At 70.3% G+C, this 21,538-nt stretch carries 20 protein-coding genes; 8 read left to right on the top strand and 12 right to left on the bottom strand.

What is annotated here, in order from left to right:
- Window positions 1-49: 49 nt before the first annotated feature.
- Together purU and ACSHV8_RS30430 are read right to left on the bottom strand one after the other, a co-directional pair.
- Window positions 50-955: a formyltetrahydrofolate deformylase gene (purU, locus tag ACSHV8_RS30435; protein ID WP_436521216.1), complete on the bottom strand. Its 906-nt coding sequence runs from the start codon at window positions 953-955 to the stop codon at window positions 50-52.
- A 98-nt stretch (window positions 956-1,053) separates the two neighbouring features.
- The gene (locus tag ACSHV8_RS30430) at window positions 1,054-2,124 is read right to left on the bottom strand and encodes a TDT family transporter (protein ID WP_436521214.1); all 1,071 of its coding nucleotides are present in this window, start codon (window positions 2,122-2,124) and stop codon (window positions 1,054-1,056) included.
- A 94-nt stretch (window positions 2,125-2,218) separates the two neighbouring features.
- On the opposite strand from ACSHV8_RS30430, the gene ACSHV8_RS30425 reads away from it, so the two are divergent.
- Complete coding sequence (locus tag ACSHV8_RS30425) at window positions 2,219-3,178, top strand: LysR family transcriptional regulator (protein ID WP_436521212.1); 960 nt, start codon at window positions 2,219-2,221, stop codon at window positions 3,176-3,178.
- On the opposite strand, the gene ACSHV8_RS30420 is transcribed toward ACSHV8_RS30425, so the two are convergent.
- The 4 genes from ACSHV8_RS30420 to ACSHV8_RS30405 form a co-directional block, all read right to left on the bottom strand.
- Complete coding sequence (locus tag ACSHV8_RS30420; protein WP_436521210.1) at window positions 3,130-3,447, bottom strand: DUF3349 domain-containing protein; 318 nt, start codon at window positions 3,445-3,447, stop codon at window positions 3,130-3,132. The two genes, ACSHV8_RS30425 and ACSHV8_RS30420, sit on opposite strands and share 49 nt — an antisense overlap.
- A gap of 12 nt (window positions 3,448-3,459) precedes the next feature.
- On the bottom strand, window positions 3,460-3,774 hold the full coding sequence (locus ACSHV8_RS30415; protein WP_436521208.1) for a hypothetical protein: 315 nt from the start codon (window positions 3,772-3,774) through the stop codon (window positions 3,460-3,462).
- A gap of 13 nt (window positions 3,775-3,787) precedes the next feature.
- Entirely contained in the window at window positions 3,788-5,008 is a 1,221-nt protein-coding gene (locus ACSHV8_RS30410; protein ID WP_436521207.1) for an anion permease, read from the bottom strand.
- Window positions 5,009-5,084: 76 nt separating this feature from the next.
- Entirely contained in the window at window positions 5,085-5,906 is an 822-nt protein-coding gene (locus ACSHV8_RS30405) for a rhamnogalacturonan acetylesterase (RefSeq protein ID WP_436521205.1), read from the bottom strand.
- 97 nt (window positions 5,907-6,003) lie between these two features.
- Between ACSHV8_RS30405 and ACSHV8_RS30400 the strand changes: the two genes are divergently transcribed.
- The 7 genes from ACSHV8_RS30400 (at window position 6,004) to ACSHV8_RS30370 (ending at window position 10,836) form a co-directional block, all read left to right on the top strand.
- Entirely contained in the window at window positions 6,004-7,215 is a 1,212-nt protein-coding gene (locus tag ACSHV8_RS30400) for a low temperature requirement protein A (RefSeq protein WP_436521203.1), read from the top strand.
- A gap of 107 nt (window positions 7,216-7,322) precedes the next feature.
- Window positions 7,323-7,553: a hypothetical protein gene (locus tag ACSHV8_RS30395; RefSeq protein ID WP_436521201.1), complete on the top strand. Its 231-nt coding sequence runs from the start codon at window positions 7,323-7,325 to the stop codon at window positions 7,551-7,553.
- 194 nt (window positions 7,554-7,747) lie between these two features.
- On the top strand, window positions 7,748-8,437 hold the full coding sequence (locus tag ACSHV8_RS30390) for a DivIVA domain-containing protein (protein WP_436521199.1): 690 nt from the start codon (window positions 7,748-7,750) through the stop codon (window positions 8,435-8,437).
- A 150-nt stretch (window positions 8,438-8,587) separates the two neighbouring features.
- Entirely contained in the window at window positions 8,588-8,917 is a 330-nt protein-coding gene (locus ACSHV8_RS30385; RefSeq protein ID WP_436521197.1) for a YbaB/EbfC family nucleoid-associated protein, read from the top strand.
- Entirely contained in the window at window positions 8,914-9,534 is a 621-nt protein-coding gene (locus tag ACSHV8_RS30380) for a hypothetical protein (protein ID WP_436521195.1), read from the top strand. Before ACSHV8_RS30385 ends, ACSHV8_RS30380 begins: the two co-directional genes overlap by 4 nt.
- Window positions 9,535-9,540: 6 nt before the next feature.
- A complete protein-coding gene (locus ACSHV8_RS30375) occupies window positions 9,541-10,521 on the top strand; it encodes a hypothetical protein (protein WP_436521193.1) in 981 nt (326 codons plus the stop codon).
- A 12-nt stretch (window positions 10,522-10,533) separates the two neighbouring features.
- Window positions 10,534-10,836 (top strand): hypothetical protein, encoded by a 303-nt coding sequence (locus ACSHV8_RS30370; RefSeq protein ID WP_436521191.1) that lies wholly within the window; start codon window positions 10,534-10,536, stop codon window positions 10,834-10,836.
- Between the two features lie 42 nt (window positions 10,837-10,878).
- On the opposite strand, the gene ACSHV8_RS30365 is transcribed toward ACSHV8_RS30370, so the two are convergent.
- The 6 genes from ACSHV8_RS30365 to ACSHV8_RS30340 form a co-directional block, all read right to left on the bottom strand.
- The gene (locus ACSHV8_RS30365) at window positions 10,879-11,502 is read right to left on the bottom strand and encodes a DUF3455 domain-containing protein (protein ID WP_436521189.1); all 624 of its coding nucleotides are present in this window, start codon (window positions 11,500-11,502) and stop codon (window positions 10,879-10,881) included.
- A 443-nt stretch (window positions 11,503-11,945) separates the two neighbouring features.
- Window positions 11,946-13,961: a purple acid phosphatase family protein gene (locus tag ACSHV8_RS30360; RefSeq protein ID WP_436521187.1), complete on the bottom strand. Its 2,016-nt coding sequence runs from the start codon at window positions 13,959-13,961 to the stop codon at window positions 11,946-11,948.
- Window positions 13,962-14,120: 159 nt separating this feature from the next.
- Complete coding sequence (locus ACSHV8_RS30355) at window positions 14,121-17,078, bottom strand: RICIN domain-containing protein (protein WP_436521185.1); 2,958 nt, start codon at window positions 17,076-17,078, stop codon at window positions 14,121-14,123.
- A 67-nt stretch (window positions 17,079-17,145) separates the two neighbouring features.
- Window positions 17,146-19,863 (bottom strand): hypothetical protein, encoded by a 2,718-nt coding sequence (locus ACSHV8_RS30350; RefSeq protein ID WP_436521183.1) that lies wholly within the window; start codon window positions 19,861-19,863, stop codon window positions 17,146-17,148.
- Window positions 19,864-19,874: 11 nt separating this feature from the next.
- On the bottom strand, window positions 19,875-20,702 hold the full coding sequence (locus ACSHV8_RS30345) for a carbohydrate ABC transporter permease (RefSeq protein WP_436521181.1): 828 nt from the start codon (window positions 20,700-20,702) through the stop codon (window positions 19,875-19,877).
- A complete protein-coding gene (locus ACSHV8_RS30340) occupies window positions 20,699-21,535 on the bottom strand; it encodes a carbohydrate ABC transporter permease (RefSeq protein ID WP_436521179.1) in 837 nt (278 codons plus the stop codon). The genes ACSHV8_RS30345 and ACSHV8_RS30340 overlap by 4 nt, the downstream gene beginning before the upstream one ends.
- Window positions 21,536-21,538: the final 3 nt, after the last annotated feature.

Raw genomic sequence — 21,538 nt, 5'->3', positions numbered from 1 at the left:
CTGGGCCGCGAGAAGGTTGTCGCAGCTCAGGGTGAGGGGAGGCTGGGGGTCAGGCGAAGACGATGGTGTGGTTCTCGTGGCGGATGACGCGGTCCTCGCTGTGCCAGCGGACCGCCCGGGAGAGCACCGCCCGTTCCACGTCGGCGCCGCGTCGCTGCAGGTCGGCGACGGTGTCGGCGTGGGAGACGCGGACCACGTCCTGCTCGATGATCGGGCCCTCGTCGAGGTCCTCGGTGACGTAGTGGGCGGTCGCCCCGACCAGCTTGACGCCGCGGGCCTTGGCCTTGGCGTAGGGGCCGGCGCCGATGAACGACGGCAGGAAGCTGTGGTGGATGTTGATGATCGGCACGCCGACGTGCTCGATGAAGGTCCCGCTGAGGATCTGCATGTAGCGGGCCAGCACGATGAAGTCGACGTTGCCCTGCAGCAGGCGCAGGTGCTGCGCCTCGGCGGCCGACTTGTCCGGACCGGCCGACGGCACGTGGAAGAACGGGACGCCGAAGAAGCGGACCTCGTTGGCGGTGTCGGCGTGGTTGGAGATCACCATCGAGACGTTGACCGGCAGCTCGCCGCGGCGGTGACGCCAGAGCAGGTCGAGCAGGCAGTGGTCGTCCTTGGAGGCGAAGATCGCCACCCGCTTGGGGACGGACAGGTCGCGCAGCGTGTACTCCAGCTCGAAGCCCTCGGCCAGCTTGGCCTGCAGGTCCAGCTCGACCTGGGGCAGCTTGGCCTTGAGGTGGTCGAGCGCGAAGACCGTGCGCTGGAAGAACGCGCCGCCGTGGGGATTGTCGGAGTACTGGTCGAGCGACACGATGTTGGCGTCGTGCTTGCCGAGGACCGCGCTGATCGCGGCGACGATGCCGGTCCGGTCCTTGCCGTGCACGATCAGGACGGCCTGGTTGTCGGTGGGCCCCGGCTGTGTGTGGACCGCGGGTGCGTTCTGGGTCACCGTCACGTCGGGTCCTCCTCTCTGCTGAACAAGCACTACAAGATCCGAGCAGCAATTCTTCCGTAACCCGGGTGCGATCGGCGGCCCGGGTCCAGCCGTCGGGATCAGGCCGGGCGGGGGAGCGCTCCGGTGCGCAGGCCACGGGCGGTGCCGGCCGCGACGATGACCCAGGCCGCCAGCAGGGCCACGTAGAGGGCGACTGCGACCAGGGCGAACATCGCCGAACCGAGGTGTGCGGCCAGCGCCGAGGTGCCGGTCACGACGGTGCCGACCGGGAACGTGAACGACCACCAGCCGAGCGAGAAGGACGGGCGGGTGTGCAGCGTCACGGCGGCGGCCAGGCCGGCCCAGAGCACGGCAAAACCCCATGCGGGTACGCCGTAAACGGCCCCGACCAGCGCAAACGCCCGATCGTAGTGCGCCGGGAGCACCCCGTGACCGGCATCACCGAGCAGGTTGGCCGCGGTGATCGACTGGCCGAACGGCCCGAGTCCGATCCACAGCGCCGGGATCGTCGCGGCCGGCCCGACCGGCCGGGCGGCCAGGCGCTGCCAGATCAGGGTGAGCACCACGAACGACGCGACCAGGCTCAGCCCGAACATCGCCCAGCAGCCGAGCACCAGCGTCAGCCGGAACTGCCCGGCCGGGGCGTGCGGGACCAGCAGTGCGCCGGTGCTCGCGGACACCATCGGCGGCACCACCGGGATCAGCCAGGCGCCGGTCGCCCCGTCCCCGCCGGTGTGCCGGGTGAACTGCAGGAACGGCACCGCGACGGCCGACACCAGCCCGAGCGCGGTGCCGACCGGCCAGAGCACCCAGTCGGCCGCGACCGCGGCGGTCGGGCCGATCACGTCCCGGCCGACCAGCAGGGTCGCCGCGCCGACGGTGAGCAGCGCCATCGGCGGGGCGCCGTAGAAGTGCGCGAGGACCGGGTCGCCGCCGTGGCCGAGGGCGGTCCGGGGGCGGCGCAGAACGCCGGTGAGCAGCGCGGCCAGGAACACGACGGAGAGGATCCAGGCGGTCAGCGCGATCGGGCGCAGACCGGGGAACTGCCAGGGGAGGGAGGCGGCGGCGGTGGCCAGGATGCCGGTGCCCATCACCGAGGCGAACCAGTTCGGGGCCGGCTGGATGGTTCGGGTCGGCTTGTGAACCGGCCGGGGCGGTGCGAGGAGCATGGCCTCAACGATCGGCGGTCCGGCGCGGGGCGGGTAGCCGTCGAGATCTTGTGGAGTCACAAAGAGCGCTTGTGACTCCGTACCATCAAATCTTGTGACCCTGAGCCAACGCATGCCGGACCTGGCCGCCCTGGAGGTCCTGCTCGCGGTTGCCCGCACCGGGACGCTGAGCGCGGCCGGCCGCGAGTCCGGGCTGACCCAGCAGGCGGTCTCGGCGCGGCTGGCCGCTCTCGAGGCGCGCACCGGCGTGCGCCTGGCCACCCGGACCACCCGCGGCACCCGGCTCACCCGCGAGGGCGTCGTGGTCGCGCAGTGGGCCGACCGGCTGATCCGGCTGGCCGAGGAGGTCGACGCCGGGCTGGCCACGCTCCGCGACGACAGCCGCAGCCGGCTGCGGGTCAGCGCCAGCCTGACCATCGCCGAGCATCTGCTGCCGGGCTGGCTGGTCGGCTGCCAGGCGGCCGCCGTCCGGGAGGGCCGGACCCCGCCCGAGGTGGTCCTCACGGCCGGCAACAGCGATCAGGTGATCGAGCAGGTGCTGGCCGGCGCGGCCGATCTGGGGTTCACCGAGGGGCCGACCGTGCCGGCCGGGGTGCACAGCCGGGTGGTCGCGCACGACGAACTGGTGCTCGTCGTGCCGCCCGACCACCGGTGGGCCCGGCGCGCGGGCGGGGTGACCGCGGCCGAACTGGCCGGGACCGCGATGGTCACCCGCGAGCGCGGCTCGGGCACCCGGGACTTCTTCACGGCGGCGCTGCGCCGGGCCGGCTTCGAACCGGCGCCGCCCGCTCTGGAGCTCTCGACCACGGCCGCCGTCCGGGCCGCGGTGCTCGCCGGAGGTGCTCCGGCCGTGGTCAGCCGGCTCGCCGTCGAGGACGACCTGCGAGCCGGCCGGTTGCGTCACGTGCCGTTGCCCGGGCTCACCCTGCCCCGGGATCTGCTGGCGATCTGGACCGGGCCGCGGACGCCGCCCGCGGGCGCCGTCCGGACCCTACTCGGTCACATTCACTCGGTGGGCGGGTCGGCCAGCGGCCAGCCACCCGCGGCCAGGTGAGCGGAGACCCGGACCACGTCGGCCGGGGTCGCCTCCTGCAGCATCGTCTCGTTGATCATGTCCTCGATGTCGGCACTGGTGATCGGGCCGTCGGCGGGGTCGGTCTGGGCGGCCAGTTCCTGCGCGATCTTGCGGACCTCGTCCTCGGTCAGCTTCCGGCGCAGCAGGCCGAGCAGGACGACGTAGTCCTGCCGGGGCACACCCTCCGGGTAGCCGGCGCGCAGCCACCCGACGGCGCGGGTGACGAAGTTCGACCGTTGCTCGCTCAATGTCGTCTCCGGTCAGTGCTTGTCGACGATGGTCGGGTAGATGTGCTCGAAGCTGAGCGCCTTGCCGAAACCGGTCGCCACCACGAACGTGATGCCCAGCGCGATGCCGAGCAGCACGACCGCGAACGCGACGTACCCGCCGACGGTACCGATCGCGTGGCCCCGCGGGCCGGCCGTGCCGGCCTCGTGCACCTCGGCCTCGCCGCCCGCGCCGTACGCGAGCGAGCGGATGCCGAGGGCGAAGATCGCCGGCAGCCCGGCACCCAGGATCAGACCGGCGAGCAGCACCTTCCAGGCGCCCTCGAAGGCCAGGGTCAGGTTGTGCACGATTCCTGTCCTCTCAGCTCGCCGCGCCGGCGGTGGCCTTCGGCGCGTCGGCCGGGGCGTCCCACTCGTCGTTGACGTTGTTGTGGTCGACCGGCTCGCGGCGCGACCGGATGAACATGTACGCGGCCAGCGCGACCAGGATCGCGAACACGACCAGCGCGCCGCCGAGCCCGCCGACCAGGTCACCGATCCACCACATGACCGCGCCGACCACGGCGGCGGCCGGGAGCGTGATCAGCCACGCCGCCACCATCCGGCCGGCGACCGCCCAGCGCACCTTGGCGCCCGGCTTGCCGACACCCGAACCCAGGATCGAGCCGGTCGCCACGTGCGTGGTCGAGAGCGCGAACCCGAGGTGGCTGGAGGCCAGGATGACCGCGGCCGAGGCCGACTCGGCGGCCATGCCCTGCGGCGAGCTGATCTCGACCAGGCCCTTGCCCAGCGTGCGGATGATCCGCCAGCCACCCAGGTAGGTGCCGAGCGCGATGGCCAGCGCACACGCGATCTTGACCCACAGCGGGATGTTCTTGGTGTCGGTCCACTCGCCGCTGGCGATCAGCGCGAGCGTGATGACACCCATCGTCTTCTGTGCGTCGTTGGTGCCGTGCGCGAGCGAGACCAGTGAGGCCGAGCCGATCTGGCCCCAGCGGAAGCCGTTCTCGGTGAACCGTTTGGCCACCCCGAGGGTGATCCGGTAGATGATCCAGGTGCCGACCGCCGCGACCACGCCGGCGATCACCGGGGACATGATCGCGGGCAGCAGCACCTTGCCGACGACACCGTCGAGCTTGGAGCCGTCGCCGTTCCACTTGACGCCGGCCCAGCCCAGCCCGGCGATCGCCGAGCCGATCAGGCCGCCGAACAGTGCGTGCGAGGAGCTCGACGGGAGACCGAGCAGCCAGGTCAGCAGGTTCCAGAGGATGCCGCCGACCAGGCCGGCCAGGACGATCAGCAGTAGTGCCTGGCCACCGTCGGCGAGTAGCTCCGGTTTCGGTGTGCCGTCACTGTTCTGGATTTTGACCACCGCGTTGGTGACGGTGAGCGCGACCTCGACCGAGAGGAACGCGCCGACCAGGTTGAGCACGGCGGACAGGAGCACAGCAACCTTGGGACGCAGCGCGCCGGTGGCGATCGAGGTCGCCATCGCGTTGGCCGTGTCGTGGAAGCCGTTGGTGAAGTCGAAGCCGAGGGCGGTGATGACCACGAGGATGAGGACCACGGTTGTTTCGGTCACGAAATCAGCGTCTACCCATTTCGCGGCCCCCATCCATAGCGAAGTTATAGATTTCGCTGTGCATTCACCTGCTGTTTCAGCTCTCCGCCGGGCGAGTTGTCGGCCAGACGAGCACGTCGTCCGGGATGGACGGATTGTGCAGGGCACGCTGGTCGCGGCCGGGGATCGTACAACCCTGCGTCACCACGAGACGGGCCACCTCGATCGCGCCGTGCGCCTGGAAATGCGTGTTGTCGGCGACACCGTCCGGATAGTTCGGAGAAAGGCCTGCGTCGAGCCAGAGGAAATAGTCCTTTGTGGCCTCCGGGCCGAGTTTCGACCACAGGTCGAAGGAGAGCGCGGTCAGATCGATCAGCGGCGTACGGGTCTGCTCGGCGAGAGCGCGCATCGCGTCCGGGTACTCCCCGTGCGAGAGGTACGGGGTGCCGTCGGCCCGGAATCGGCGCCGCTCGACCGGCGTCACCAGAACCGGGTGGGCGTGCGCGGCCCGAGCCCCGTCCAGGTAGAGCCGCAGGTAGTCCTGGAACGTGGTCCACGGGTCGGTCCCGCGGGCCGGGTCCTCCACCTTCTCGTCGTTGTGCCCGAACGAGACCAGCAGCGTGTCGCCGGGGCGGATGGCGTCCAGGATCAGGTCGAGCCGGCCCAGGTCGACGAAGCTCTTCGAGCTGGCGCCGGAGAGCGCGCCGTTGACCACGGCGACGTCGTGCCGAAGGAAGGCCGGCAGGGCCTGACCCCAGCCGGCCCGGGGGATGTCGGCGATCGCGTAGGTGGCGGCGGTGGAGTCGCCGGCGACGAAGACGGTGGTGCGCCGGCGGGCCGAGGCCGCGGCCGGCATTCCCAGCGCGGCGGCGGCGCCGCCGAGGGATGCGCGCAGGAGGGTTCTCCGATCAAGCGTCATGCCCGTCATCAAATCAGCGAACATCGATGCAGGCAAGCGCTTTCCTCATGGTGGTGACGTTGATTCGGATCACTCCCCGGCGGGTATCAACAACCGCATGACCGAACGGGAACAGCTGGACCGCGAGGACCGGGAAGAGCGCGAACTGATCCGGCCACCGGGCGTCAACCGCGACGCCAACCGCTCGGCGACCCGCCTCGAACTCTTCTTCGACCTGGCCTTCATCCTGTTCGTCGGACGCTGCGCGGACGTGCTGGCCGAGCACGAGACGTTCAGTGGCGGCTTCCGGTTCGTGGCGATCCTGGTGGCCGGCTGGTGGGCCTGGGCCAGCGCCACCCTCTACGCCAACCGGTTCGACACCGACGACGCGATCTTCCGGCTGCTCACCCTGGCCGGCATGGGCGGGGTCATCGTCATGGCCGCCTCGGCCGAGCAGGCGATCGGGGAGCAGTCGCGCTGGTTCGCGCTCGGCTACGTGCTGCTGCGGGTGGTGCTGGTGCTCGGCTACCTGCGGGTGTGGCGGAACCTGCCGGAGGCTCGGGCCGGGATCCGGCCGTACCTCTGGGGCCATGCCGCCGGCGCCGCCTGCTGGACGATCTCGCTGGCCGTGCCCGGCCCCGGCCGGTACGCCCTGTGGGCCGTCGGTGTCGTCCTCGACCTGCTCGGCCCGACCCTGGCCGCCCGCGTGCCGGACGCACCACCACTGCACATGGAACACCTGCCGGAGCGCTTCGGGCTCTTCGTCATCCTGGTGCTCGGCGAGTCGGTCGCCGCGATCGTCGTCGGCCTGCGCGACGGCCACTGGGTGGCCGAGGTGCTGCTGGCCGCGACCTGCGGGTTCCTGGCCACGGCGGCGCTGTGGTGGTCCTACTTCGACCTCTCCGGCGGGGCGGCCAAGCGGCGCCTGGTCCAGGAGGGCGGCGAGCACACGCGCCAGGGTGTGCACGATTTCTACGTGTACGCCCATCTCCCCGTCGCCGTGAGTCTGGCCGCCGTCGCCGTCGGGCTGGAACACGTCATCCTGCACGGTGCCGAGGGCGACCTGTCGCCCGGCGCCCGGACCGTGCTCGGCGCCGGCCTGGCCGGTTACCTGCTCAGCGCCGCGGTGATCCAGGCCGTCCTCTCCCGGCGCTGGCGGGTCGCCCTGGTCTGGCCCGGCCTCGGTGTGCCCCTGGTGCTTCTCGTCACGCTGCTGCCGGGGCTCGCTCCGGTCACGCGGGTCGCCCTCTGCGCCGCGATCATGGTGGCCGGCGTGGCCACCGGCGTCGCCCAGCATCGGGCCGGGGAGGTCCGCGTCGCCAAGGTCTGACGACCCGTGCCCGAAATCGCAGGTGCCGAAGAATTACATTTACTTCGGACAATGCGCGTACGGGGGTGCAGGCGATGGCCGGATGGTGGCGCCGACGATGGCCGCGGATGATCGGCTTCGACGCCGGATTCATTCCGCAGTTGCTCTGCGTGGCCGACACCTCGCCCGGCGGTGTCTCCGGCGCGCTCTGCGTACTGGCGGTGTCGCTCGTCGTCGCCGCCGGGCTCTGGCAGGCCACGGATCCGCAGCGCAAGGCGGCCGGACGGTTCATGGTGCTGGGCGCCTGGACCGGCCTGGCGGCCCACGCCGCGGTGGCCGCCGCCCTCCGGATGTCATGATCTTCCTGGTGCGTCCCGGGCCGTCGGCCGGTACTATCCGTGACCTGCACGCCGTGACCCGGGCGTGCGCCTGCTCACATTGAGCCTGGTCAGCGACTTCGGGGGCGCGTGATCATGCCCACGGGCGGTAACGTGCCGCCGTTGCGTAGGATTTCGGGCCGCACCACGTCCGCCGACGGGAACCGAGGAATGCGATGCCGCTCACCCCAGCTGATATCCACAACGTGGCCTTCAAGAAGCCGCCTATCGGCAAGCGGGGTTACGACGAGGAAGAGGTCGACGCCTTCCTCGACGAGGTCGAGCAGGAGCTGATCCGGCTGCTCGAGGAGAACAACTCGCTCCGCGGCCAGGCTCAGCGCGGCGGCGGTGGCGGTGGCGGCAACCCGGCCGCGACCATGGTCATCACCAACGAGTTCGCCGACCTGCAGGCCCAGCTCGAACGCCTCCAGGAGGCCCGCGCCCGCGCCGAGCAGAACGCGCGCAACATGCAGGCCCAGCTGGAGCGGGCGCGCAGCGCCTCCCCGTCCGGCGCGATGCCGACCGTCGGCGACGACGACCGCAACGCCCGGGTGCTGATGATGGCCCAGCGCACCGCCGACGAGCACATGCGCGACGCCCAGCGCGAGGTCGAGGCGCTGATGGAGCAGGCCCGCGGCAAGGCCGACCAGCTCACCGCCGAGGCCCAGATGAAGGCCAGCACGATCGAGAGCGACGCGCGCCGCAACCACGCCGAGGCGATGGACAGCCTGGTGGAGAAGCGGGCCCAGCTGATCGACGAGATCGACAAGCTCGGCCAGCTCGCCTCCGGCTACCAGCAGGCGCTCACCAACCACGTGACGCAGCAGCTCATGGACCTGACGAACGGCCCCGACACGGGCGAGTAGGACCCCTCGGCGTTTCCGGCCCCGCGGACCTTTTTCGGTCCGCGGGGCTTTTTCATTGAACGCGCTCCATCTTCCCGCTGTATTCGGCAGCACAGGGGGTGAGCGCCGCTTCACACGGCGTTCCCGTAACGGCCGATGTGGAGGGGCGCCATGGGGGACTTTGTCTCAGGGGAAGCCGCCGACGGGCGGGTCTGGGTCGAGCTGGGCACCGACGGCCGGCTCACCGACCTCTACCTCGACCCGCGGGTCGCCTATCTGCCGCTCGACGAGCTGCGAGAGGCGCTCATCGCGGCATTTCAACAGGCCCAGGATCGCGTACGGGACCAGGCCGCCGACGCCACCACCCGATACGGCGCCACGGTCGCCCCCGAACGCCTGCGGGCCGCGCTGTCCGAGGCGTCGGACACCGCCGAACGACGGTTCGCCGAAGTCTCCACCGCCCTGTACGACCTCAACCGGCGGGCGGCTCGGCCGTGGTGACCGGACGGCTCCGCATCGACCCGGACAGCGTCGCCGCCGCCGGGCGCGACCTGGCCGGTATCGCGCAGCGCCTCGCCGACGACGTGGCGACGCTGGAGACCGCGGTCGGCGCCGGCTCCGACCCGTGGGGGACCGACGAGACCGGGAGCATGTTCGCCCTCGCCTACCGGGCGGTGCGGGACGTGGCGCTGGACGCGATGGCCTCGTACACCGAACAGGTCGGCTTCGCGGCGGCGACGCTGGTCATGCAGGCGCGGTCGGTCTCGGCGGCTGACGCCGCAGGAGCCTCTTCGCTGTACGAGGTGACGGGCGCCCCCGGCGGTGGCGCTCCTGCGGGCGGTGCTCCGGGTGGGGGTGCTCTTGCGGGTGGTGGCGCTTCCAGCGACGGCGTCCCGAGCGGCGCGGCTCCGAGTGGTGGCGCTTCGAACGCGGCAGCAGGTGGATCGGACGCGGCGTTCGCTGCCGGCCGACCGTCGCCCACGCCCGCCCCGGGCACGCTGACGCCGGTCGGCGGGCCGTCGCTCGCGCCCGACGGGCCGGGCACGCTGACACCCGTCGGCACGCTGACACCCGTCGGCACGCTGACACCCACCCCGGCCAGCGGCGGCGGGGGGTAGCCGGCCATGACGATCACGCTGCCGCACGAACTGACCGAACCCCTCAGCTGGATCGGCCTGGAATGGCCGGAAGCCGACGAGGACCAGCTCCAGGCCGACGGCCGGGCCTGGATCGACCACGGCACCCGGATGCGGGCCCACGCCGACCAGGCCACCGCCGCCGCCCGCGACGTCTGGCTGCACAACGAGGGCGCCACCGTCGAGGCGTTCGAACGCTGGTGGAACGGCGAGGACGGCCCCGGACGCCACCTGTCCGAGGCGGCCACCGCGGCCGAACTCATCGGCGGCGCGCTCATCGCCATGGCCGGCGTGACGGTCGGGCTGAAAGCGGCGTTCATCGCCCAGCTGACCGCGCTGGCCATCGAGGTCGGCCAGGCCATCGCGACGGCGACGGTCACGGCCGGGGCGACCCTCGCGGAGATCCCGGTGTGGATCGGGCTGACCCGGGTGGCGGTCCGGAAACTGATCCACGAGGCGATGGCGCTCATCGAGCGGGAGATCGCCGCGATGCTGCGCAAGGCCGCCAAGATGCTGGAGAAGGCCGGTGCCGAGAAACTCGCCGAGACGACGATGAACGGCAGCCGGAGGACCGCGTTCAAGGGCCTGATGCACGAGGTCGAGAACGCGGATGTCCGCAGTCCCCTCAACGGCGCGCACTTCTACTCCGGCACGCAGCCGAATGACGAGAAGATGCGCGTGTACGCGGAGAAGCAGGTGGACGGGGTGAGGTCGCTGACTCTGGAAATGACACCCGGAGGCCGGCGATTCGACGACATGCAGCTGTTCGAGCGTGGCTCACCGGTTAACGACGGTCAGGCGTTCGGCATCTGGCAGCGGTTGTCCGAGCGTTATGCGCAGAACGCGTCGGGCGAGGCCACCGCCTGGACACATGACGCCAATCCGATGGGCGTCTGGTACACCAGGGAGAAGCCGGCGTTGCAGTTGAACCCGAACATTACGAAGATCAATGAGATAGACCCGTTCTAGGAGGTTGCCGGCATGACGGTCCGCGAGGTGATGTCACAGATGGCATTGCATGTCGAAACCGGGGTGACCCTGGCCGGCGCGGGCCGCGACGACATGATCCTGGAGCTCGGTGAGCACTGGCTGATGATTCCGGTGGACCGCGGCGACCATCAGATCCGCTACATCATTCCGGCCTCGCCGCGCTGGGACGACAACCTTGAACCGCTGCCGCCCGAGGTGGCCGACAACCTGCAGGCGATCATCACCGAGATCTCGCTCTTCTGGGAGCAGGAGCCGGAGTTCCTGGTTCGTTTCAAGTGGCGGGATGCCGGCTGACCGGCCCGGCGGGGTGGCCGCCGGGCCGATGTCGTCGGTGGGTCAGGCGGCCGGGGTGGCCGGGGCGTCCCAGAAGACGTAGAGGGCCTTGTACGGGACCTGCACGGTCTGCCCCGCGGTGCAGCTGGTCTTGGGCGCGACGCCGCCCGAGGTGAACAGGCGGTTGATGTAGTCGGCCTTGCTCAGCACGCCGCTCCCGGTGTGGCTGGTGACCACGAGCCGCAGTTCGTCGATCGTCCCGGCGCGCGGCACCCCGCTCTCCTTCTTGGCCGTGACCAGGGATCCGTCGCGGACGGACTGCCAGCTGGGCCCGGCGAAGTGGTGGATCCGGCCGCCGGTGCCGAGCAGCTGCGCCTCGGGTGTGGACGTGAGCGGGTAGGTGCCGGTGGCCGCGCCGTCCGGGACCGAGCAGGTGTAGTTCTGGGTGCCGTTGGTGACCACGTACGCCCCGATCGGGCGCGAGCCGGCCGGCGGGCGGATGTCGATCGGGATCGCGTTGACGACGGGCGCGACCGCGTTCGTGTTGGACGCGGCGGCCGAGGTGGCGACGACGCCGGTTTCGGCGGCCGACGCGTTGTAGGTGACCGCGCCGATGGTGCCCCCGGCGGCCACGAGGCTCCCGGTCAGCGCGAGTGCACGGATCCGGGACCGCTTGGTTTTGAACATGAATATCCCCCACAAATGTCAGGTGAGCCCCCTGCCCACCGACATCACTCACGGGAACGGCTCCACATCGGATCGAGATCAACATCGATCCTGCCCGTTTGTACCCCTGATGTTCATCGATCGGGCACTCCGGGTGGTCCGCCGTCCGGGAAAAGGTCGAAGATCCGGCTAATCCGAACGTTGTCGTCCCGGAGTTCCGGAAGGGGTTTTGTGGGTTGACCGTGCCCACCCGACCACGTCGCCCTTGCGGGCCTCGCGTTCTGGCCGCGCCAGCGGCCTGCGAGGCCCGGAAGGGTCCCCGCGGGAGCGACGGTCTGTACCCCGGCGGACCGAGGCAATGAAGAATTTGAAGTTGATCTTGACCGGGAAACAAACAGCGACACGCATGCGGCGGCCCGGCACGAGAGACGTGCCGGGCCGCCGGTGAGAGTGGATGAAAATGATCAGTGGTGAATGGTGCGGATGCGGTTGAGTCCGGCGACGCGCGCCAGGGTGATCCGGTCGATTTCGGTGTACGGCTGCCCGCTGCCCGGGAGAGCATCCGCCAGGGTCCGGATGGTGAACGTCGTGCGCTGCCCGCGCCGCGCCGGGACGACATCGACGGCGATGAACGCGTAGTCGTCGTAGCGGACCTGGGACCAGTCGACGGTTTCCGCGACCTTCGTGCCCGCCGGGTAGCCCGACGCGTTGATCGCGGTGCCCGCGGTCGACCAGTAGTAGCTGTTCACGATGTTCTCGGTGTTGTTCTCGGTGACGTTGGCGCCGCCCGGCGGGGTGTATCCGCGGTACCGCTGACCCTCGGGCAGCAGCTGCGCGCCCTCCGGCGTGATCCCGGTCGGCGCGGGCGCGGCGGCGCTCGGTGCGGGCCGGAACGGGTAGCGGGGGCGCCCACCGGATCCGGCGGTGATGTAGGTGACGCCGTCGGTCGCCGGGTGGATCGTGGAGCCGTCCGGGGCACCCTTGGACCGCCGTCCGTTCTTGATCGGGTCGGTGCGTTCGAGCAGGTGGTTGTGGCCCTGCACGACCAGGTCGACCTGGTACTTGGTGAACAGCGGGTCGAGTGCGGAGCGGACCGCGCCGTCGGACGCGTGGTTGTTGGTGGTGGAGTACGCGCAGTGGTGGAAGAACGCGACGATGAAGTCGACCCGCTCGGACAGCTCGTCGTCCGTGCGCCACTCCTTGAGGGTCTCCTCCAGCCACGTGACCTGGGCGCCCTTGGAGTAACCGGTGTTGGTCTGGATCTCCGCGGACAGGTCGTTGGCGTCGACCGAGATGACGCCGACGTTGCCGTAGACGAAGCGGTACACCGACGGGCAGGTGTGCGGCCCGTTGGTGGGCAGGTCGAGGCGCTTGATGTGGCCGCCGTACCCGTGGGTCCGGCTGTCGCCGAGGAACGCCGTGTCGCTGTAGAGCGGTTCCATGTCGTGGTTGCCGGTCGCGAACATCCACGGTGTGAACGCGGCCTGCGCCTCGATCTGATTGAAGAACACATCCCAGACGTACGGGTTGTACAGGTTCTTCCCGGCGGCCGCGCCCGTGGTCAGCGCCTCCGAGTCGTCGGCCGGGAGCCCGGTGCCGGACGGGTCGGCGTAGCAGATGTCGCCGGCCAGCAGCGTGAACACCGGGTGCTGGGAGGCCATCAGGTTGGTCTGGGTGACGGCCGGGGTGGGGTCGGTGCCGCCGGTGCCGGCGACCGGGTCGGTGGCGCTGTAGTAGTTGTTGTCGAACACGCCCTTCGGCCAGGCGCCGCCGGCGGCGGTGACCGTGGCCGGGTCCTGACCCCAGGCATACTTGGGGTCGACCGGCGCGTTGTTGGTGCCGACGTCGCCGAACGCGGTGAACGTGAACGGCTTGGCCACGTGCAGCGAGTGGTGCGTGTCCGGGGCGGTGGTGAAGTGCGCGTCGCCGGAGACGGTGCCGTCGGAGAGCCGGACCCGGTAGTGGTAGACGGTGCTCGCCCGCAGGCCGGTGATCTTCGCCTTGAGGTAGAACTGGCTGCCGATCGGGCCGCCGGCGATCGCGTACTGCCCGACCAGGTGCTGGATGTCGGCCTCGTGGCGGGCGCCGTAGTGGCCGGGCGCGGTGCCGACCTCGACGTAGGCGCGCAGGCCGCGCGGCAGGCTGCCGGTCTTGCTGACCAGCTGGGCGGTCACCGCCATCGCGGGCTGCGGAACGCCGTCCTTACCGGGCACGAACGAGAGGTGGCGGCCGGAGACCACCACGCCGGCCGAGCCGGCCGTGCCGCCACCGGCCGCGAACGCCGCGTCGGCGAGCTTGAACTGGGCGGCCGTGAAACCGCCGGCGCCGGCCATGACCGCCTTCAGCGCCGAGCGGCGGCTGATCGACGACTTGGCCAGCTCCTTGGTGTTCCATTCCGTGTACTCGTCCACGTTGGTCGGACGGTTGCTTGAGAAAGGCGTCACGAACGCATCTTGATCCCCCTGCCGGGGCAAGCGCATGCCAATAGGTTGAACAGAAGGTGAATCAAACAAATGACGCCGGTGAATCGATCATGAAAAAGACAGCGGATTTTCAGGTTTCTTTGATTGACAAATAGAAGTTCACCAGGTTATGCAGTTCACGGGGCGGCGGCGGGTGAGCCGCCGCCCCGAACCTCGCTAGCCGAGCCGGATGCGGTAGCGGACCTGGGTCACGCCGTCCTCGGCGGTCACGGTCACGATCCGGGTGGTCCCGGTCCGCGTGACGGTCGCGGTCGCATAGGGGTCCGCCGTGGTCACGGTGAGCACCGCACGTTCCGGATGCTTCACTGTCATTCGGTACGTCGTGACAGCCGGATCGAATCCCCGGACCGGCACCCCGTCGACCCTGATCCCGGAGGCCGTCGCGTTCGTGCCCACGCCCGGCGCCTTCGCCGACACCTGCAGCTCGGCCACGGTCAGGTACCCGTTCGGCACGGCGGTCAGCACCACGCACACGGTCGAGCCCGCGCCGTCCGGCACCGGCACGGCCACGTCCAGGGGGCTGTCCACCCCGACCGCGACCACCGGCCCGGACACCGCGCAGGCGCCGCTCGCGTCGGGCACCCCGGCCTGCACGCTCTGCGCCAGCCCGCCACCGGACGAGTTGTCCCGGTAGAAGTGCACGGTGAGCTGGGACGGCGACGTTCCGGCGGGCAGGGTCGCGGTCAGGGTGTCGGTGGGGTTGCGGCCGGCCGATTTCCAGTTCGACCAGGCCTTGTCGGTGGTGTCGCCGTTGGTCAGCCCGGCCGTGGAGTAACCGGGCTCGGTGTAGGTCGCGGCGACCGAGACCCCGCTGGTCAGCGGCCGGTCGACCGGGTCGGTGACCTGGATCCGGGCCGTCGCGGCAAGGGCGAGATCGGGAACCGTGCCGTGGACCGTGACCACTCCGGTCGCCGGATAGGTGGCCGATTCCCAGGTCACGGGAACGTCGGCTCGGCCGCCGTGCTTACCGACCGCGACCACCGTCGCGGGCAGCGCCGGCTGCCCGCCGGGGAACGTCTTGGCCCGTCCCGGTTCGGTCGAGGTGAAGACGTCGACGGTCACCTCGACGGTCGCGCGGTGCGTCTTGCCGAGCACGTCGGTGGCGGTGCCGGTGACCGTGACCAGGCCGGGCTTGCGCCAGGTCTTCTCCGGCGGCAGCTTCCAGACCACCGGCAGCGCGTGCCGGCCGTCGGTGACCGTCGCCGGCAGGGTCGGTGTCCGGCCCGGCACGGTGTAGGTCTGTGCGGCCGCGAGCGCGCCCACGTTCTCGTCGATCAACGTCCAGCGCTGGTTGCCGCCCGAGGTCGGCTGGTAGAGGCCGACCGTCGCGCCGTCCGCGGTCGAGCCGCCGTTCACGTCCAGGAGTTGCCGGGCCGCCACGTTGATCAGGGTGTACGTCCCGTCCCCGGTGGTGGAGACGCGCCACAGGGAGTCGAGCACCTGCCCGGTGCCGGCGTTGGTGATCCGGTAGGCGTCGCCGACCGGCTCGAACGTCCACAGCTGGTCGGCCGCGGTCGCCGACGAGGTGCGGATGGTCAGGCCCGGCGCGAGGGACTTCCGGCTGGCCACACCCTGCAGCCGGTACGGGTGCCCGGCCACGATGTGCGCCGTGGCCGCCCCTGAGACGCCGTCGACCAGGAACGTGGTCACCGACTGGGCCGGGACGGTGAGTGTGGCCCGCGCGCCGGAGATGCGAACGGGCGAGCCCTGTGCGAGCTTGCCGTCCGCACTGGTCACGACCGGTGTGACGGTGGCGCCGTGACGGATCGTGGCGAACTTCGACAGGTCCAGGGTGACCGATTCGGCGGTCGTCGCCGGGTTCACGTGCACGACAGTCGCGCCGGTGCTGTTCACCGCGGCCAGGCTGCGGGTGTCATCGATTTTCACGAAGTGATCGCCGGGGCGAATGTAGTGGGTGAAGTTCCGGATCGTGTCGAACTTGGTGTTCGTCTTGATCGGGCAGGTCGTCAGGGTGTCAGTTGCGGTGCAGTCGAAGGGCACGTGGATCTCGCCCCACTGCAGGTTGCCCTCGGCGACCATGTTGTCCAGGTCCTCGATGGGCTGCCACAGCACCCAGGCCGACGGCTCCAGCTCGCGGATGTCGTCGACGATGCGCTGGGCCATGCCGAGGCCCGAGTCCATGCTCGTGTAGTCGTGACCCCAGCTGCCCTCGACCTCGCTCATCCAGAGCGGCTTCTGCTCGGCCTTGGCGATGTCGCGGACGCTGGTGCGCTGCCCGGTGCCGTACGTGTGCACGTTCAGCCGGTCCACCGCGGCCCGCGCCTCGTCCGTCCAGCCGTAGTAGTCGGTGACCATCGTGCCCGGATTTGTCTCGTCGGGCGCCGCGATGTTCCCGTCCCACGCGCGGGCCAGCGCCGAGATGACCGCCGCCTGCGAGGCGGGACCGGCGTGGGCGCCCTCCTGGCGTCCGCCGGTCGGCTGCCCGTTCGCGCCCAGCGTCGTACCCCAGTAGTTGGTGTTGGGTTCGTTGAGCGGCTCGATCGAGTCGAACGTGATGCCGTGGGCCTGCTCCAGGTGCCGGGTGACCCGGGTCAGGTACTGCGCGAACTCGTCGACCCGGTCGGCCCGGATCTGGTCGGTGGTCGCGCTGAAGCCGCCGCTGACGTAGCCGCTGACGGTCTGGAAGTACGGCGGTGAGTTGCTGAACGCCTCCCAGTGCGTGACCTTGTCCTTGATCCGGTCGACCCACCAGCGCTGATTCGGGTCGGCGTCCCAGTTCCAGGCATCAGGAGAAGCCGGATCCCACCAGTCCTTGTCGGCCGGCGTGTACGGCTGATCGGCCTTCCAGAACCCGGGCACCGCCCCGCCCGGGCGCAGGTAGGGCTGCACGGTCGGCGCGTTCCCGCCGCCGATGTTGTAGCGGGCGATGTTCAGGTTCAGCCCGTCCGCCCCGAAGACCAGGTCGGCCAGCTTGCTGCGGATCTCGTCGGGGTAGCCGCCGGTGGCCTCGGACATCCAGGCCAGGCTGGTGCCCCAGCCCTGCCAGGCGGCGCCCTGATAGGAGGGGTCGGGGGTGATCTGGACAGTTTCGAGCGAGGCCGCAGGAACGGACAGGGAGGTGGCACTCAGGAGAGCGGCGAGCAGGATCCTCATGCGTGACCCTTCGTGTTTACGTAAACATCGGTGGTCGTAACAGTCTGGAAACGGACCAACATCGATGTCAAGAGCTCAGACGATCACCGATCAACGCCAGATTCTGGATCGCCGCAAGCCCGTACAGAGCGGTGGTATTCGTGTCCACCCAGGACGCTTCGTCGACCGGATTCAGCACCTCGGGGCCCTCGCGACGCGTGGTCTGCCACGGCGAGGCGTCGGTGTATCCGTCGGTGCCGGTGAATTCCCTCCACGCGCGGGCGGCCAGCGCGGCGTCGTTCAACCGGACCGCCGCGTACGCGGAAAGCCGGGAATGCCCCTGCTTGAGGATCAGGTTGCCGAAGTCGGCGCCGGTCTCGGCCGCCTGCTCGGCCTTGGTCGCGTTGAACAGCCGGCAGTACTGCAGCCAGGCCTGCTCGAAGCCGGGCACGTCGACCAGCCCGATCAGCTCGGCGCAGATCTCCACCTGGCCGAACATGGCGCTCAGGTGGGACACGCTGACGACCTTCCCGATCTCGGCGAACTCGCCGGTGTCGATGTCGTAGAGGCCGCTGCCGGTGACGAAACCGTTCGGCATCCGCGCGATCGTCCGCATCGTGGCCAGCAGCTTCCTCTCGGCCGTTTTATGGGACGGGCCGCGCCGCTCCCACTCGGTCAGCCAGGCCGCGGCCAGGCCGCTCCAGTCCGTGCCGAGGCCGATCGAGAGCGCGTGCGGGTCCGGCGTGTACGGCTCGGTCCGGATCTTGCGCAGCGGGTCGAGCGCCAGGAACGTCTGATCCGAGCCGACCAGCTCGCGCATCAGGTCACCGCAGCGCTCGTCGGCGGTCAGGTAGTAGTAGACGCGACGGTAGACGGCCGTGCTGATCCGCTGCTGCTTGGCGCTGTCGGCCCAGTGCAGCACCCCGTGCCGGGTGCCCAGCCCGGCCCACCTGCCCAGGTGGTAGACGTCGACCTCGCCGGTGTGCCGGGTCATCGCCTCGGCGAACCGGAAGATGTCGGCGCGACCGGATCGCAGGTAGGCGAACCACAGCCACAGGTCGGGCGAGAGCTCCGAGTTGTCCCAGGCGTAGCCGCCGACGTCGTAGCGCCAGACGTGCCGGTCCACGTCGGGCGTGTGCATGATGTCGCCGTAGTTCCAGAAGCCGTACCAGTGCCGCTGCTCGCGCTGCTTGCGGTAGTAGTCGAAGAGGAAGTCGAGCCGGTCCTCGATCTTGGCGCGAGCCGCCGTGGACCGGTCGACCGGGGCGAACAGGCCGCCGAACGCGCCGGTCGCGGCCAGGTGTCCGGGCGGGGCGACGATCTGCGGGGGAGTGGCGACGGTCCGGGCCAGCGCGGCCAGTTCCGGGGCCGACGGGGTGGCGGGCAGGGCCCAGAACATCAGCTCGGTCGTGCGCGCGATGCCGTAGGGCGTGCCGAAGCCGGGTTCATAGTCCTCGTACGTGATCTCCAGACCCTGCAGCTGCTCCGCGTACGTGTCCTGCCCCATCCCGTCGTGATAGAAGCGCGTGTCCATCGGCCCGGCCTCGGGCGACCACATCCAGATCGTGGCCTCCGCCTCGTCCGTGGCCGCGTTACGGATGTCCAGCTGGGACGGGTGCCGCTGCCAGAAGTCGCGCATGCCGAAGCCGAGTCCGCCGGTGGCGCCACCCACGTACCCGAACCCCTGGGCACGCTGACCGGCGTCGGCGCCGATCCATCCGTACCCCGGCCTGGTCCTCTTCTTGATCGTGAAGCCTTCGCTGGTCGCCTGGCTGAGCGTGTAGTCGCCCCACGCCGGGATCAGGTCGAGCCGGGTGGTGACGCGCTGGTCCCAGGTCGCCGGGTCGGGTAGTTTCTCGCCGGCGATCTGCGCCGCCCGCACGTTCGCGCCCGGGTCGCGCCGCAGCCCGGTGATCCCGCGGACCGCCTCGCGCAGCAGCCCGTCGCCGTCGCCGCTGAGCCGCACGTGCCGGTCGTGCAGGGCGTCGCGCATCGGCACGCCCACCCGGACGCCCAGCCCGGCGATGAACTCGCTGCTCCCGTCGGTGTCCAGAATGAAGGTGTGCACCATCCGGACGTGCTCGGCGCCGGAGTAGAAGTAGAGCCGCACGCTGAACGGCAGCCACGACTTGCCACGCCGCTGATGCGTCCCGTCGACCCGGATCACCGCGCGCACCGGCCCGCGCTGCTCCACCCGCACCGACGTGATCGTGCTGGTCAGCTGCTCGCTCTCGGCCCGGTACTCCTCGATCTTGCGCTGCCGCAGGCTGATCAGTCGCAGGTGGCGCGCGATCTCGACCCCGTCGCGGGTGATCGAGCTGATCAGGTCGGTGCCGCGCTTCTCGACGGCCACCTTGATCACACCGGTGTTGACCGTGACCCGCTGCTTGGACTCGACCACCAGCACCGGCGGGGTCCTGCCGGGGCTCGGCGTGCCGCGGGTCAGCGTGTAGCTGTCGCTCAGCGGCGCGTCGGCCGAGATGGCGTGCGCGGTCCACTTCAGCGTGCCGTCCGGCCAGTAGGCGAGTGGCCAGGTCTGTACCGGCACATCCGCGCCGTCGGCGGCCGCCAGCGCGAACGCCTGGTCCGCGGCCAGCGCACCCTTCGGCCAGGGCACACCCCAGGTGTTCCCGACGCCTGCGGCGGGCTTCCCCTCCAACCACCGCAGGTTTATTCGCTCTGGCGCCGCTTCGGGCGCGGTCACGACCTGCTGGGGTACGGCCTGAGCCGCGCCCGCCGGCAGCACCGCGAAAGCCGGCGCGGCGGCAACGCCACGGACGAACGTACGCCGGGAAATTTCTGTCATGTCGTTTCCCCTTAGCCTTTGAGTCCTGACGTGGCGAAGCCCTCGACGAGCAGCCGCTGGAACGCGGCGAAGAACAGCAGGATCGGCACGAGCGCGAGCGCGGACAGGGCGAGCATCGGCCCGTACGCGTTCGGGTCGGTCGTGTCGATGAACAGCCGCAGGGCCAGCGGCAGCGTGTACTTCTCCGGATCGGACAGGTAGATCAACTGGCTCAGGAAGTCGTTCCAGGTCCAGATGAACGTGAAGATCGCGGTGGTGACCACGGCCGGCCGGATCAGCGGCAGGATCACCGCCGGGAAGATCCGGATCGAGCCGCAGCCGTCGAGCCGGGCCGCCTCGTCCAGCTCGCGCGGGATGTTGCGCATGAACTGGACCATCAGGAACACGAAGAACGCGTCGGTGGCCAGCAGCTTGGGCAGGATGAGCGGCCAGAACGTGTCGACCGTCCCGAGCCGCTGGAAGATCGTGTACTGCGGGATCAGCACGGCGTGGGTCGGCAGCATGATCGTCGCGAGCATGAACGCGAACAGCGGCCCGCGCAGCCGGAACCGCAGCCGCGCGAACGCGTACCCGGCCAGGGAACAACTCACCACGTTGGCCGCCGCGCACCCGGCCGACACCAGGATCGAGTTGACGAAGAACCGCCACACCGGCACTCCGGCCAGGCCACCGGCGAGGTAGGCGTAGTTGTCGAGGATCGCGCGTTTCGGCAGCAGGGCCAGGCTCTGCAGGATCTCCCCGGACGGCTTGAACGACGCCGCGGCCAGCCACACGATCGGATAGAGCAGCGGGACCAGCAGAGCCAGCACGAGCAGGTGCCACCCGATGCGCCGGATCATGACTCACCGCCGTAGAAGACCCAGCTTCTCGACGTACGGAAGAGCAAGGCGGTCACCGCGGCCACGGCGACCAGCAGCAGCCACGCCATGGCCGAGGCGTAGCCCATCCGGAACTCGACGAACCCCTTCTCGTACAGGTAGAGCGTGTAGAACAGCGTCGAGTCGCTGGGCCCGCCGGTGCCGTTGCTCAGCACGTACGCGCCGGTGAAGACCTGGAACGCGCGGATCGTGTCCAGCACCAGGTTGAAGAAGATCACCGGGGACAGCATCGGCAGCGTGATCGACCGGAACGTGCGCCACGGCCCGGCCCCGTCCACCGCGGCCGCGTCGTAGTACTCGGGCGGGATCTGCTGCAACCCGGCCAGGAAGATCACCATCGGGGCGCCGAACTGCCAGACCGCGAGCAGGACCAGGGCCAGCAGTGCCCGGTCGGGCTGCCCGATCCAGTCGTGGAAGATCACCCGCCAGACCACGGCCACGCTCACGCTCGCCCCGAGCAGCGACGGCGCGTAGAACGCGGACCGGTAGGTGCCCTGCGCCCGGCTGCGCCGGTTGATCAGCATCGCCACGCCGAGCGCGGCGGCCAGCTGCACCGGCACCGAGATCACGACGAACTTGGTGGTCGCCGCGACCGCGTTCCAGAAATGCGGATCGTCGGTCAGGATCCGCGCGTAGTTGTCCATCCCGGTCCACTCCGGGCTGGTGAACAGGTCGTAGTCGGTGAACGAGAGATACAGCGACGCGGCCATCGGCCCGAGCGTGAGCAGCAGCGCGCCGGCGATCCAGGGGGAGAGGAAGAGGTACGCGACCGACGGCCGCTCACCGGTGCGCATCCG

Origin of the sequence: Actinoplanes sp. HUAS TT8 (assembly GCF_051380535.1) — a bacterium.
In the GTDB taxonomy this organism is placed as follows: Bacteria; Actinomycetota; Actinomycetes; order Mycobacteriales; family Micromonosporaceae; genus Actinoplanes.
The sequence above is the reverse complement of the archived record's forward strand: the minus strand, read 5'-3'. Positions and strand labels throughout refer to the sequence as shown.